Genomic DNA, 14,574 nt, shown 5'->3' on the forward strand with positions numbered 1-14,574 from the left:
GTATTCATCTAAAAAACAATGCAAATGGAGAAAAAAAAGGAAATTCTAAACGCAATAGGACAAGTCTATGACGGGGTAAAATATGTGAAATGGTACGAAAATGATTTTGGAGAAATTAATAATGACTTATTATTACTCGAAAAATATTTTAATATATCTAAAATACATTCTCTATTTATTGCTATAATATTTGTTCAAAATTACAAAGGTTTTCCTGCAGAAATCAAGCACCTAGCGCAAATTTTAAAGTGTAACCCAATAAAAATTTTAGAAGTTTCAGATGTATTAAATGATCTGGTAGATAAGTCAATAATTAAAAGTCAATCTTCAAGGTTGAATATGAAACTGGCTTTTGTGAGATCTGAATATATAATAAATGAAAAAGTTACAGAAGCAATCCTAAATAACTGTGTTCTGCCTGATCTGGATACAAACAGTAAGAAAACTGTTTTAGAAATAATTGAAACGATCATTTTACTTGGAGAAAGAAGAGACGAAGATGAATTATCATCGCGAGAGCTTTTCAGAATGATAAATAGTATAATCGATCAAAACACCAGATATCCTTTAATCAAAAGCATTAATCACTGGAATTTAAAAGCTCCCGAAATATTTATGCTCTTTTATATCACATGGGACTCTCTCATGGGTGTAGAAAAAACACCTTTGTCAACAATAGTTGAGATAATATTCGAAAATAAGGTGCGAGGCGTAAAATTCATTCAAGAGGTGATATCAGAAGAAAATAATCTGATTAAGAAAAATTTGATTGAACTTGAAATATCAAATTTTATTAATGACAGTTACGTATCTCTTTCTCAAGCTGCATTAAAATTGCTTGATGATGAAAATATTAAAATTAAATCGGACATCAGAAAGAAAGATAATGTAATAGAGCCTGAAAAAATTAAACAAAAGGAATTATTTTATAATAAAGCTGAAGAACAACAAATTGAATTGTTTGGGAGTATGCTTATTGATGAGAAATTTAAGGCATTTCAAAATCGACTAGCTGAAAAGAAACTACCACAAGGTTTAAGTGCTATTTTTTATGGTTTTTCAGGTACAGGGAAAACAGAATCTGTTTATCAGATTGCAAAATCAACAAATCGAGAGATCATCAAAATTGATATTAGTCAATCGAAATCGATGTGGTTTGGTGAAAGTGAGAAGTTAATCAAGAAAATATTTAAAGATTATAAAGAGTATGCCTCTCAGCTCGAATTAGTGCCCATTTTATTATTTAACGAAGCTGATGCCATCCTTTCGAAAAGATCCGATTCTTCAATATCTAACACTTCGAATACCGAAAATGCGATTCAAAATATATTACTAGAAGAGCTCGAAAACTTCGAAGGAATTTTTGTTGCCACTACAAATCTAATAGGTAATTTAGATACCGCTTTCGAAAGAAGATTTCTATTTAAAATTGAATTTTTCAAACCCGAAAGTTATCAACGAAAACAAATATGGTATTCAAAATTCAAACAGTTAGATAAAGTGAACTGCGGAATACTATCAAAGAGTTACGATTTTTCAGGAGGTGAAATCGAAAACATATCAAGGAAATGCGAAATGCACGAAATTGTTCATGGTGATTACCCTAAAATGGAACAAATAGTAGAGTTCTGTAATTGTGAGCGATTATCAAACAATATTCACCGAAATACGATTGGTTTCTAAAATGAAAATGTTTTATGGCTATAAAAGATATATTGATTCGTCAGAATTTAATTGTCAATTTAATAACAAGAAGAAAACGCATTACTTTAGAGGAAATACTTAATGCGATTTATGAAGAGGGGAAATATATCAGCTGCAAACTTGATATCTCAACTCGAACCTTGCAAAGAGATTTCATTGACATAAAAACAATTTATGCCCTTGAGATTAAATACGACAGACGTACTAAAGAATATTTTATACATGAAGAATATAATCCAGAAATTAACCAACGAATTATTGAATCACTAGATTACCTTCAATTTCTGAAATTTGATAACAGCATACTTGATTGTGTACAGGTAGAAGCAAGAGAGATTGGAGGACGAGAAAATCTAAGGCCACTTATTCAGGCAATTAAAAACAAGAAAAACGTTGATTTTACTTATACCAAATTTAATGGTGATATAAGTAATCGGCATCTGTCACCTCTGGCTCTAAAAGAATACAGAAACAGATGGTATATCATATGCGAAGATGCAAATATTATCAAAAGTTTTGCTTTAGATAGAATAAGTGAATTGAAAATAAGCAATGAGAGTTTTTCTTCTGAAATAGGCTTTGATATTAAAGCTCATTTTAAAGATTCTTTTGGTATCGATGGTCCAAAAAGCACTTTCCCAGAAGAAATTATATTAAAGTTCAATCATTTTCAGGGGATGTATATCAAATCGATGAAACTACATCCTTCTCAAGAAATAATAGAAGAAAATAAAGAATACTTAAAAGTAAAATTAAAGATTCACATCACGAATGATTTTATTATCGAATTATTGTCACTTGGTGGTAATGTAGAAGTTATTTCTCCAGTCAGTTTAAGAGAAAGAATGCAAGAAAGATTGAAGGAAGCCTATCTTCAATATCAATAAAATATTTACAATCTAAAAGTAAAATATATGCAAGGAATTTATGTGGTTATGCTAAGCAACAAGGAGTCTCAACCGATTTATAATGGAGCAATAACACACGTTAATTATATGAATGTTAAATATGGCAAAGCTGAAAATCTAGAGAACAGAAGGAATAATTATCTTGGAGAAGATTTCTCTGTAGAGAAATTTATTTCTTATTCTATACCAGAACATATTTTAACTCTAGCAGAAATTGAACAATTATTACATCCCTTATTCATAACATACCGCCACGGTGCTTCTCGTGAATGGCTTGCAAATATTAGCTCTGAAGACGTTCAGGCTAAGATCGAAGCCATTTTTCTTGAAAACAACATTGAATCTCAAAAATTAGTAGAGAATTTTTGTCAGGATGAAATCTCTGGAGAAAATGCGATGGAAATTGTTAATATACCAGATAATATCGATCATGTAGCCCTAACTCTAGAATCGCTTAATTATTTAGAAGCCGAAGGTTTCACAGATGAATTATTCAGAGAATTGCACCATCTCAACACCTCATTAAGTGGACATAGAGAATATTGTGAAGCTCCAAATAGAACATTTAGACGAGGAAATAATATGCTGTTATCAAACAGATTGGAATATATCGTAAATAAGCATGAACAAGGCGAGAGAGACTTTGAAAAACTTTGCCTGGAATCAGAACAAAATATCCTTTAATAAAATTCTATGACAATTAGGAATTTAGTAATATTACTAGTCTTAACCTTCTCTGTTTCGACTTTAATAAGTGAGATATTATTGAAGTATAGATTTTCGGAATGTGATACGCATTCCGAAAATTTTCAAAATGATACAATTCAATCTATCGATCCATATGAATTAGATCAAATTCCTACAAATGATATCTCTAACTTGATTAATAGTTTTATCAATTATTCAGAAAAGAAACATGATCCTTCATTTAAGAATTGGATGACGGATTCCCTTCTTTGGATAAAAAATAATGATTCAGAAAAATTATATTTTATAAATATAGATGAAGAATTTTCGACTAATTGTTCTGTAGCATATACTCGACTAACTCATCAAAATAAGGAATTGTATCATATAACTAATGGAACTATAAAACCTGGATTATGGTGTATTACACTCTGCAAAGATGAGAACGCAATAGAAAGAATGATCATTGAAAATGTAAATATTTCACAAGAAATATCTTTCAGCTTAATAGATACTATTTTAAGTCAAAAACTTAAAGCTAAGAGGATCAATAAAATTCGCCATCAAATTAAAGATGCTTCTATTTATAAATATCATATTCAAAACAATTTGAACATTTCATATCTGCTCCAAATACACTGTAATGGAGGATCAAAAGGTAACATCATTTCTTTCCTTGTTAAACAACTGAGTACACCATAAATATGATGAGAAGCAATAAAATCAATTAAAGGGCACCTCTAGAATCTTCAATTGATTACTAAGATTCATTATGTACAAAATACTGCTTTTTATTACGTGAAAAGTATATCTAAAGCTAACACAGGATTAAAATGTCCGACCTAAGTAAGTTCTTTTAATAACAAAATAGATATCAGTATTAAAGATTGACAAACTGAATTGTATTAGAATTAAAATTGGGGATGCATAATCTCTTTTTATCCTTTATTATAAAGATATCTGCAGGTCCATTATGTCCTTCCGATATTAAAACTGGTGGATTTTTAAATGATGAATCAAAACGATAAACAGCATGACTACCCCATGAGGAAACGTAGATATTTCCAGCATAATCAAATGCCAAACCATCCAGATTACTAAGCTCAGTAGTCACCAAATCACTTAATGTTGAATCAGTAAGATTGAACGATTGGATTTTAGCATTCTGTCCCCAGTTACAGATTAAAACAGCATTTCTTTCGCAATCAAACAATAAACCATTGGGGTTTTTGAGATTGCTTACCAGACTTGAATATTCTCCTGTTTTGAGCGATATCTGGTAAATTACTCCTGTACTGGTATCAGATACATAAAGATTTCCCTTATTGTCACTTGTGACATCATTCATGAAAACCGCACCTTTAATCGAAACATTAAAGACTCTACTGGCATCGGACAATAAAAAGCCTTGAACAGAAGTATTGTTGACTGATATCAATGTATCACCAACAATCAATAGGCCTTTAGGAGCATTTAAATCGGATATTACGAAATTAGTCAACTTATTGTCTGAGTTCAACTGCACAATTGTATTTCCTGACTTGTTCGAAATGAAGTACTTGTCTGCTACTTGATCGTATACTATACTTTCAGGATTATTGTACGATTGTGCCATCGAAATACTGCATAACAATAGTAGCATACTAAGAATAAAGGGATATCTAATCATAATCAATTTTATATCGTGTTGAGTTATTTAATATTAATATGAGTCATGAAATGGGATATACCCTATCCATTCATGCCATTTTGAATCAAATACTTCCCTAATCTTAGATATCGTTTAACTAAAACGATAAATTATTTTATCAAACATATATATTTTTCATCCTGTAACTATGACTTAATTCTTGTTTCTCTTCTAACTAAATTAGAATTGAATATTACCAAATAAATACTAAATAAATCCCTATACCAATTCGATATCTGATACTTTTAAAAAAAACTCACAAATATTATGTAACATATTATCAATGGAATTACAAACGATTTAAATAAGTCTTCATATAGCTTGCTTCACTTTCTATTTCAAGACCTTAGGCTCTTTTTCTAAAACAAGTCAAAAAGCATTTTTTTTACTTGGATTTTTATTTACTTTTGGCGCAAATGAAGTTCTAAACAAAATTCAATCTTGGTACTTGGATACAGGTCATCGTTTAAGAGATTCTTAAACATTGAAAAGCGATCTGACTGCTATAAAAAAACACATAACAAATGCCACAAATTTCGGATAAAGGACGCTTGATGCCAGAATCACCAATTCGTAAATTGGTTCCTTATGCAGAAGCTGCAAGAGCTGCAGGTAAAACTGTATACCCATTGAATATTGGTCAGCCAGACATTAAAACTCCAGAAGTTGCAATGGAAGCGATTAGAAATTGTACTGCAAAGGTGATTGAGTATTCTCACTCAGCAGGTAATATTTCTTATCGTAAGAAATTGGCTAAGTATTATCAGAACATCGGAATTAACGTTGATGAAAATGAGATGTTGATTACCACTGGTGGTTCTGAAGCAATCACTTTCTCGTTGATGTCTTGTATGAATCCGGGTGATGAAGTTTTAATTCCAGAACCGTTCTACGCAAATTACAATGGTTTTGCAGTAGCTGCTGGTGTAGTGGTTAAGCCAATTACTTCGAGCATAGAGAACGATTTTGCTTTACCTTCAATCGAGGAGTTTGAGAAATTGATGACACCTAAAACTAAAGGTATCGTTATTTGCAACCCAAATAATCCTACTGGATATCTTTATTCAAAAGATGAGTTAAATCAATTGCGAGAATTGGTTCTTAAGCATGATTTGTATTTATTCTCTGATGAAGTTTATCGTGAGTTCTGTTACGATGGTGAAGAGCATTTCTCAGCTATGAACCTTGAGGGTTTAGAGCAGAATGTAATTCTTATGGACTCAGTATCTAAACGTTACTCTGAGTGTGGAGTTCGTATCGGAGCATTAATTACTAAGAACAAAGAGGTGATCACTACAGCTTTAAAATTTGCTCAAGCTCGTTTATGCCCTCCTGCTTTCGGTCAGATTGCTGCTGAAGCTTCTCTTGATACGCCAGCTGAATATTTCACTGAAGTTTATAACGAATACATCGATCGTCGTAACTTCACTGTTGAAGCTCTTAATAATATGGATGGGGTTTATTGCCCAACTCCTAAAGGTGCTTTCTATACAGTCGTTAAACTTCCAATTGATGATTCTGATAAGTTTGCTCAGTGGATTCTTGAAGACTTCGAATACAAAAACCAGACTGTAATGGTTGCTCCTGCTACAGGATTCTATGCAACTCCTGGTTTAGGTAAAAACGAGGTTCGTATTGCTTACGTTCTTAAAAAAGAAGATTTAGCTAAGGCAATGGAAACTTTAGCTGAAGCACTTAAGGTTTACCCAGGAAGAACTATCTAGTTCAAAATATATAATATAACAAAGGCTGTTCAGATCGAACAGCCTTTTATTTTTATATCAAATCGCAAGCATCAGCTGGCATCCAGTGCTTGTCTTTACCATCCCATTTCACATTACAACCAATTGGATTGGTTACAGGAACAGAAATTGGCTTCCCTGCCAAATACTCATCAATGGCTCTCTCCAAATCTCTAACTTTAACTTTTAAAGTATCTTTAGGATTATCTACTGCTCGTCCGGTATAAATCAACTTTCGCCCTTCATCAAAAAGATAAAAATGGGGCGTTTTTAAAGCACCATAAGCCTTAGCAATCTCTTGATCTTCATCATATAGATAAACCCAAGGAAAGTCATACTCTTCCATTCTATCCACCATATGGTCGTAATCATCCTCCACATAAGTATTAGCTGAATTGGAGTTAATAGCAACAAATTCTAAGCCATGTGGAATGTATTTATCAGCAATAACACGCGTATCTTCATCCGAACCTATAACGTAAGGACAATGATTACAAGTGAAAAAGACAACAAGTAGTTTAGATGATTTAAAATCTGAGAGTTTATATGATATACCGTCGGTTGCTGGTAATTTGAATTTAGGCGCTTTGTCGGATAATTGTAAGGTAAATGCCATTGTCTTGAAATTTAAAATGAATAAAATTCAAGTTAAAGATTATTCTTAAGTATTCTAAATAAATATTCATAAAATTATTCACCTGGAATCACCAAAATTTATTTCAGATCTGGATAGATAAGGTACTTTTTTCTGATTGATTTAAATTCATCAAGCTTCTTTTGCCATGACTTTCTTATTTCGGATTCAGATTGACCTTGAATAATTTGTTGACGCAATTGCTTTGTGCCAGCCAACTTCTCAAAAAATGAATTGAAAAACTTGGTTTGATCATGTAATTCTGAATAAGCCTTTAGTAAAAAAGATAAATCAAGTTCTTTTAGTTCTCTTAAACTTTCAATATTTATCAATCTTAAATCATCTCCCTTACATATTTGATCTTTAAATTTTGGATTCTTACTAGCACCTGCAATACTTCTGGGTTTAAACTCGAACTTCCCCTTTTTCAATAGTGGGTGTCCATAAGCTTGAAAAGGAAAATCGGTTCCTCTACCAGCACTAACAACAGTTCCTTCAAAAAAGCACAGGGATGGATAAAGTTGGGTCGATCTATAGTTCGGTAAATTTGGTGATGGTTTTATGGGTAATTTATAAATTGAATTTCGTGTCCAATTGTCACACGCGACAACTTTTAAATCACATTGAACTCCATTCTTCAACCACTTTTCACCATTAATCATTTTCGCATATTCACCTATTGTCATCCCATAAACAATAGGTACAGGGTGCAAACCAACAAAAGATTTACAATCCTCTTCCAAAACAGGTCCATCAATATAATGAGCATTTGGGTTTGGCCTGTCCAAAACCAATAAAGGAATAGCATTCTCAGCACAAGCTTCCATCACGTAATGCAAAGTCGATAGGTAGGTATAGAAACGAACACCAACATCCTGCAAATCAAAAACAACAAGATCGACATTTGATAAATCTTCGGGATATGGCTTCTTGTGCTTCCCATATAATGAGACAATAGGCAAATTTGTCTTCGAGTCTACGTCATCATTAACTTTCTCACCAGCGTCAACATTACCTCTAAATCCATGTTCCGGACTGAATATCTTCGTCAAATTGACTTTTTTTGACAAAAGAAAATCTACCAAATGATCCTTACCCACAAGTGAAGCCTGATTAGCTACAATCGCAATATTTTTCCTATGCAATAGTGATTCATATTCTGAAAAACGTTCGGCAGCAGGGGTAACTTTATATGGCTTTGTTTGAGAACAAGCCATTTGAAAAATCAAAAAACACAAAATAAATGTGAAGAGATAGGTTTTGTTTCGTTGCATTCTTCTAATTTTAGATTTACTAAGTGTGAAATTACTATTTTTGTATCTAACACCTAAAAGCGATTGAATTATTATTAACACTTAAGTGTAGTTGATTATAAAGTAAACTCTGATTAAAAATATCGATTTGAATTTAGAACTCTATATTGCCAAGAAAATCACATACAAAAATAAATCTGACCGTCAGATTTCTCGTCCTATCATTAGCATTGCTACTCTAGGAATTGCTTTGGGTTTATCTGTCATGATTCTTGCAATAGCTATTGTTACAGGTTTTAAAGCTGGTATTACAGAAAAAATAACAGGCTTTGATTCTCATATTCAAATTAGCAACTACGACAATAACAATTCATTCGAAACTTATCCAATCGATATAAACTTAGTTCCTTTAGATCGTTTGTCACAAATTGAGGGGATAAAACACATACAGAGTTTTGCCACTAAACCTGGCATTATAAAAACTAAAGAAGAAACTCAAGGTGTCGTTCTCAGTGGAGCATCCTTAGGTTACGACTGGTCCTTCTTTAAAGATAAATTAGTTAAAGGTGATACCATAAGCATGATTCCTTCAAAAAAAAGTAATCAGGTTCTCATCTCTGAAAAGTTAGCTAATCTTCTCCATTTAAAAGTAGGTGAAAAACTAATTATGTACTTTGTACAACAACCAATTCGAATGAGAAGTTTTACCATCTCTGGCATTTATAATTCGGGTATGGATGAATTTGATAAGCTTTTTGTGATTTGCGACATGCGACATATTCAGAAACTAAATAATTGGGACGACAATCAAGTTAGTGGTATTGAAATTACATTGACCGATTTTAAAAATCTGGATAAAACAAAAGAACTAATACGCGATAATATAAGCGGAATTTTCACTGAGGACGGATCAACATTTAAAGTCAGAAGTATCAAACAAAGACATCCTCAAATATTTAACTGGCTTGAGATGCTCGATCTTAATGTGTGGATAATTCTTGGCTTAATGATACTAGTAGCAGGGTTTAATATGATTTCAGGCTTACTTATTATTATTCTGGAGAAGACCAATATGATTGGTATCCTTAAGGCTCTCGGTACAGATAATTGGTCAGTTCGAAAAATATTTCTCTATCAATCATCCATGATTATTGGTAAAGGAATGCTTTGGGGAAATCTCATCGGTATCGGAATCTGTTTGATTCAATATCATTTTCAGCTTATAAGTCTCGATCCTGTGAATTACTACTTAGATACGGTACCCATTAATCTAAATCTATTTCACCTTTTCTTATTAAATATTGGAACACTTATCGCGACTGTGAGTATGCTTCTTGTTCCATCTTATTGGATTACTCGTATTACACCAAGTAAGGCAATAAAATTTGACTAATCTAAAACACAATTATCTAGTCACATACCAATATTTACACATTATAACTTGTAAATTATCTAAGTACTCCGAAGTTTGAAGCGAGGTTTTCCTTATATTTAATGGTAGTTTAAAATACCATCAAAATGATACATCCAAATTCAATAAATAATATAGATCAATTCGTAGAAGATTTCATTAGAGAATTCCAGAAAGGCTTACCTGGTTCTGAAGCTCAACAAAAAATGTCTCCTTCAATTCGTAATCATTCTAATAATAAAAATGATCCTAGTCTGGCTAGAGACAGTAGTGTCTTAATTCTCTTTTACCAAAAAGGAGACCAGCTATATTTCCCTCTAATTGAAAGAAGCAATGGAGATCATAAGCATAGTGGCCAAATCAGTTTACCTGGAGGAAAATTTGAGCTTAGCGATAAAAATCTTGTTGAGACGGCTATTAGGGAAACCGAAGAAGAGTTAGGCTTATTGGGAGAAAAAATACATATTATTGGACCTACCACGGGTCTGTACATCCCAATCAGTAATTTCCAAGTTCAACCTATAGTTGCCTATTATGAAGGCTTACCTCAATTCAAAGCAGATTCTTTTGAAGTCAATCAAATAATTGAAACCAATATACAAGAACTATTTAAGGCCGATAATAAGCATGAAGAGATGATCCATAAAAATGGATTTGATATAAAGGCACCTTATTATAATGTAAAAGGACATAAACTGTGGGGTGCAACAGCAATGATTGTATCAGAGCTTGAGGAATTACTCAAGAGAGCTAGTCTCATCGAGTAAAACCGTATTCTGATAATGGTCATATATTAAAAGAATTTTTTTCACATAATTGTAAGGTTCTCTTCCTCTACAATAACCATATCTCACAACCGGATCTTTATAAAATTCCGGTTTTGATTTATTTAGGAGATAATAATCAACACTACCTTGCCATAAATCGGGATTCTGACCATTCTTCTTAGCCAAGCGTCTTGCATCAAGAATATGGCCTAAGCCTACATTATACGAACCTAACAAGAATTTAAGCTTATCTGTTTTATCTATAAGGACCTTATCTAATCGACGACTTAAATACTTCAAGTGTTTTGCCCCAGCCTTTAGATTTTCTTCAGGTTTAGAATCTTCATCAACATCATAACGAAAAGCTGTTTCTGGCATCAATTGCATCAAACCAAAAGCACCAACCCATGATTTAGCATTAGGATCGAAATGGGATTCTTGAGAAACTAAAGCTGATAATAATCTCCAATCCCAATCAATTAGCTTTGAGTTTTTCTTAATTAGATCATCATATTTCGAAATTTTACCACTCTTGAGCGTAAAATATTCGCTATTGTGACGTCTTACAATTCTTGAACTCAAGTAGTATTTACGATATATCTGGTTGTATCTCGCTGTCTTTTTAAAATTTAAGAACCAAGTATTAATTTCTTCAGTTAATTCGTCGCTCCCTTTTCTTAATGCCCAAGCCATATCCTGTGGAAAACTAATCTCAGTATCAGTATCGATATTAGGGTAGTAGCTTTTATTCACTATGGCCACATTTTGATCAGCTATCGTATAATCAATTTCGCCTTTTGAAACTTTTTCAATTAGTTCTTCAACCTCTATTCGCTCAAGCTTCTCGATATTGATAGAACGTCCTATCTCTTTAGAGAGATTTTCTAATCTCTCTACATAAGCCGATGCTTGTTGGACATAAATCTTTTTACCCCCAAGTTCTATTTGATTTCTAATGATAGGTACAGAATCCGATTTTAAAGCTTTACGCTGTATTAGAACCTGTTTTGATTGACTATGTGGTAAAGTGAAATTAAACCGCTCTTGTCTATCTTGAGTAATAGCTAGGTTCATTCCAATAAGATCTATATCACCATTCTCTAAACTAGAAAAAGCTGACTGAAGATCATTTTCAACGTTCAAGATTAATTTCACATCAAGTTCTTCAGCAAGAGCACTCAGTAATTCATACTGAAAGCCCATGGCTCGTCCCTTATAGATGAAATAGTTTGTCGAATTATAATCAGTACTCACTCTCAATTTACCGCGTAGCTTGATATGCTTTAATCCAAGCACAGTCTTGTCTGGCTGACGTAATCGTATCGTTTGTCGATTTTGATTACATGTCTGCAGGAAGATCATGAGTATTAGAGGGATGATTAACTTAATATATTTAAATTTAAACATATGCGATTTCTTACCGTTATTTAAGTTAATTAAAAACGGATAGCTAACCAAAAAACAGATTGTTCATTGGTCAAATTAACATGAAATATTTAATCGTAGAATGTCCATCGCAATCCATATTTAAGCATACCTGGATTGATTGGATAATGAAGAGAGCTGAAGTAGTTTTTACTACCCATATTAGCATTTAAGTGCTCGTACATGACAAAAATACGAGTTCGTTTAATTCTAAAATTGAAATACAAATCAACCTTGGGATAATCGCCTAACTCTTGCTCTTTCTGCAAGAAAAATTGTCCAGTTGATGGCATATAATTTGGAGCGTAAAATGAAGTATTGTAATAAACAGAAAATCCTGCTTGTATGCCTAAGGCACCATTAAAAAAAGTGTTTGAATAATAATTATTACTATAGACTGATAGATCTGGTAATGGTAAAATATTTTCATTAGAACTCATCTGTCCTACAAATCTCTGGCTTAAAGTAAACTTACCTAATCTAAAGTCCTTCTCAATATAAGCCGTTGCAATCTGAATAGATTTGTTCGTTTGAGAAACAATTGTATCGTATCCAAAATACGTGTAATTCTCTAAGTTATTAATATGTCCACCTATCTTGAATCCGTATTTCTTTACTTGATATTCTAATCCTAAAGATAGTTCTTTGCTTTTATTTAGATTTAACGACCATTGTTGATGGTTACCATGGTATTCAGTCATTAAGAAATCAGGTGTCTTTGATTTAATTTGTGACGTAATCTCAAGATTTTGTCTATTTGTTGAGTCGCCAAATTGATATATCAAATTTCCATCAAGTTGATAATCGTTTTGATTGTATCCTTCAAAAACATAAGCTCCTGAAAATTTCCAATTCCAATTTTTTCCTGTTTGACGAAAGATACTTGTCATCAACTGGGTGTTATGAATATTCTTATCCTTTTGTATGAATGTATTTTCACCAATAGGTCTACGTAGATTGTAAGTAGAAATTTGATTTAACAAGCCTAAACGGGCACCAAAACTCAACTTCTTATTCTGATTTTCATTAAAGACGATATGAAAACCATTACTAAGCATCTTAAGTGTTGTTTCATCAGCACTCTTATCATTATTCAAATAAGTGCTCTTGAAAAAATCTTTATTTACTATACCTTCCTTAAATTCTCTACTATCTGATTCAAAATTAAAATCATGAATAAATCTGACTGGATAAATCTGACTGGTATCACCATCAATAATCAGATCTTTTCCATTACCTAAATTATAGTATTGATTTGCAGTAAAATTAAAATTTGAAAGCTTATTCTTAGTTCCAGTTAGCTTAACCTTTACGTTTTCAGGATCGATTATAGAATCTCGAATCTGTTCATCACCATCAACTCCACCATTTTCATTTACTTGAATTCTATTCTGATTCATTACAAAATGAGCACCATATCGGCCCTTCTCGTAATTAGAGAATAAATTAAAATCGTACAATTTAGTTTTCTGATTTTGATATTGTCCTTCGCTTGAAATCAAGTTAAAACTTATACCTACATTCCAGAAAGGGTTAATGTTCTGAGTATGGAGAATTCGAAGTTTATTTTCAGCTCTATCTTTAGATCCTGCTGTTTCATAAAAGAAACTTGTATAAGGTGTCGTCGTATTAAAAAACAGGACTTCTTTTGGCATGTTCATATAAGCCTCAAAAGTATTAAAGAACATAAAAGGCTCGTTACGAACACGATCTTTGAATATTAAACTCTGATAAGGTGATCCGAAATTCCCCAGATATGAATTAGCAATCGATCGCTGATAAATGGGATTAAAGTTCTGGATGTTGCTCAATAAGGTATCCACATGAAGATATGATTTTCGGGTACCATAGTCTGAAAGTCGCCAGGTTTTAATATGCGATTCAACACTATTATAGCCTAAGCTATCCATTTCATTTTTTTCTCCATCACGCTTTAAACCCGATTCTCCCGAGCTACCTTGTATTCGGTTTCCGAGTTTTTTTTGGGCAGCCAAAGACAAGCTTAAGCATAGAGTAAATATAATTAATATGAAAGTTTGTTTCATAGCCAGCAAATATAAGGAAAGTGTATCTAAGAAAATTATTTTTCAACCATTTATCGGTTAAAAAACATTAATACTTGACGAAAATATGCAATAGATTGACGAAAAACACCACACCTAACACTACTATTAATCAGTCGATTAAATGAATTATGCATTTAACAATGAGATATGTGTTTTTTGAGAATAATTCCTAGTCATATTGCAATATAAATATCAAGATTCTACTTTAAACAACATTGATTATAAAGGAATTGAGAGTTAATTTCCTTTCAATTTCAGGCATATATCCTGATCTGGAATTAGGGCAT

Annotated in this window: 12 protein-coding genes; 7 read left to right on the forward strand and 5 right to left on the reverse strand. The window is 32.3% G+C overall.

The window, feature by feature from the left end:
- Positions 1–24 precede the first annotated feature (24 nt).
- The 4 genes from ACXR6G_RS18830 to ACXR6G_RS18845 are packed head-to-tail and all read left to right on the forward strand — an operon-like array spanning position 25 to position 4,001.
- Entirely contained in the window at positions 25–1,683 is a 1,659-nt protein-coding gene (locus ACXR6G_RS18830) for an ATP-binding protein (protein WP_458363002.1), read from the forward strand.
- Positions 1,684–1,697: 14 nt separating this feature from the next.
- Complete coding sequence (locus tag ACXR6G_RS18835; protein ID WP_458363003.1) at positions 1,698–2,591, forward strand: helix-turn-helix transcriptional regulator; 894 nt, start codon at positions 1,698–1,700, stop codon at positions 2,589–2,591.
- Between the two features lie 27 nt (positions 2,592–2,618).
- On the forward strand, positions 2,619–3,296 hold the full coding sequence (locus ACXR6G_RS18840) for a hypothetical protein (RefSeq protein WP_458363004.1): 678 nt from the start codon (positions 2,619–2,621) through the stop codon (positions 3,294–3,296).
- Positions 3,297–3,305: 9 nt separating this feature from the next.
- Complete coding sequence (locus ACXR6G_RS18845) at positions 3,306–4,001, forward strand: hypothetical protein (protein WP_458363005.1); 696 nt, start codon at positions 3,306–3,308, stop codon at positions 3,999–4,001.
- 178 nt (positions 4,002–4,179) lie between these two features.
- On the opposite strand, the gene ACXR6G_RS18850 is transcribed toward ACXR6G_RS18845, so the two are convergent.
- Positions 4,180–4,968, reverse strand: coding sequence for an SMP-30/gluconolactonase/LRE family protein (locus ACXR6G_RS18850; RefSeq protein ID WP_458363006.1), 789 nt, complete (start codon positions 4,966–4,968; stop codon positions 4,180–4,182).
- Between the two features lie 545 nt (positions 4,969–5,513).
- On the opposite strand from ACXR6G_RS18850, the gene ACXR6G_RS18855 reads away from it, so the two are divergent.
- The gene (locus tag ACXR6G_RS18855) at positions 5,514–6,713 is read left to right on the forward strand and encodes a pyridoxal phosphate-dependent aminotransferase (RefSeq protein WP_458363007.1); all 1,200 of its coding nucleotides are present in this window, start codon (positions 5,514–5,516) and stop codon (positions 6,711–6,713) included.
- A 52-nt stretch (positions 6,714–6,765) separates the two neighbouring features.
- Here ACXR6G_RS18855 and ACXR6G_RS18860 read toward each other — a convergent pair whose 3' ends face one another.
- Positions 6,766–7,347 (reverse strand): thioredoxin family protein, encoded by a 582-nt coding sequence (locus ACXR6G_RS18860; RefSeq protein ID WP_458363008.1) that lies wholly within the window; start codon positions 7,345–7,347, stop codon positions 6,766–6,768.
- Positions 7,348–7,445: 98 nt separating this feature from the next.
- On the reverse strand, positions 7,446–8,639 hold the full coding sequence (locus ACXR6G_RS18865) for an exo-beta-N-acetylmuramidase NamZ family protein (RefSeq protein ID WP_458363009.1): 1,194 nt from the start codon (positions 8,637–8,639) through the stop codon (positions 7,446–7,448).
- A gap of 127 nt (positions 8,640–8,766) precedes the next feature.
- On the opposite strand from ACXR6G_RS18865, the gene ACXR6G_RS18870 reads away from it, so the two are divergent.
- Both ACXR6G_RS18870 and ACXR6G_RS18875 read left to right on the forward strand, forming a co-directional pair.
- Positions 8,767–10,011 carry an ABC transporter permease gene (locus ACXR6G_RS18870; protein ID WP_458363010.1) on the forward strand — a complete coding sequence of 415 codons (1,245 nt, stop codon included), beginning with the start codon at positions 8,767–8,769 and terminating at the stop codon, positions 10,009–10,011.
- A 125-nt stretch (positions 10,012–10,136) separates the two neighbouring features.
- A complete protein-coding gene (locus tag ACXR6G_RS18875) occupies positions 10,137–10,796 on the forward strand; it encodes an NUDIX hydrolase (protein WP_458363011.1) in 660 nt (219 codons plus the stop codon).
- On the opposite strand, the gene ACXR6G_RS18880 is transcribed toward ACXR6G_RS18875, so the two are convergent.
- On the reverse strand, positions 10,767–12,203 hold the full coding sequence (locus tag ACXR6G_RS18880) for a transporter substrate-binding domain-containing protein (RefSeq protein WP_458363012.1): 1,437 nt from the start codon (positions 12,201–12,203) through the stop codon (positions 10,767–10,769). The two genes, ACXR6G_RS18875 and ACXR6G_RS18880, sit on opposite strands and share 30 nt — an antisense overlap.
- 89 nt (positions 12,204–12,292) lie before the next feature.
- Positions 12,293–14,266, reverse strand: coding sequence for a putative porin (locus ACXR6G_RS18885; RefSeq protein WP_458363013.1), 1,974 nt, complete (start codon positions 14,264–14,266; stop codon positions 12,293–12,295).
- Positions 14,267–14,574 lie beyond the last annotated feature (308 nt).

This window comes from Ancylomarina sp. YFZ004 (assembly GCF_054254355.1).

Bases quoted from the DNA above. Each gene is read 5' to 3' on its own strand.
- ACXR6G_RS18855 (WP_458363007.1), top strand. From the start codon at position 5,514: ATGCCACAAATTTCGGATAAAGGACGCTTGATGCCAGAATCACCAATT.
- ACXR6G_RS18835 (WP_458363003.1), top strand. From the start codon at position 1,698: ATGGCTATAAAAGATATATTGATTCGTCAGAATTTAATTGTCAATTTA.
- ACXR6G_RS18885 (WP_458363013.1), bottom strand. From the start codon at position 14,266: ATGAAACAAACTTTCATATTAATTATATTTACTCTATGCTTAAGCTTG.
- ACXR6G_RS18845 (WP_458363005.1), top strand. From the start codon at position 3,306: ATGACAATTAGGAATTTAGTAATATTACTAGTCTTAACCTTCTCTGTT.
- ACXR6G_RS18860 (WP_458363008.1), bottom strand. From the start codon at position 7,347: ATGGCATTTACCTTACAATTATCCGACAAAGCGCCTAAATTCAAATTA.
- ACXR6G_RS18865 (WP_458363009.1), bottom strand. From the start codon at position 8,639: ATGCAACGAAACAAAACCTATCTCTTCACATTTATTTTGTGTTTTTTG.
- ACXR6G_RS18880 (WP_458363012.1), bottom strand. From the start codon at position 12,203: ATGTTTAAATTTAAATATATTAAGTTAATCATCCCTCTAATACTCATG.
- ACXR6G_RS18850 (WP_458363006.1), bottom strand. From the start codon at position 4,968: ATGATTAGATATCCCTTTATTCTTAGTATGCTACTATTGTTATGCAGT.
- ACXR6G_RS18840 (WP_458363004.1), top strand. From the start codon at position 2,619: ATGCAAGGAATTTATGTGGTTATGCTAAGCAACAAGGAGTCTCAACCG.
- ACXR6G_RS18830 (WP_458363002.1), top strand. From the start codon at position 25: ATGGAGAAAAAAAAGGAAATTCTAAACGCAATAGGACAAGTCTATGAC.
- ACXR6G_RS18875 (WP_458363011.1), top strand. From the start codon at position 10,137: ATGATACATCCAAATTCAATAAATAATATAGATCAATTCGTAGAAGAT.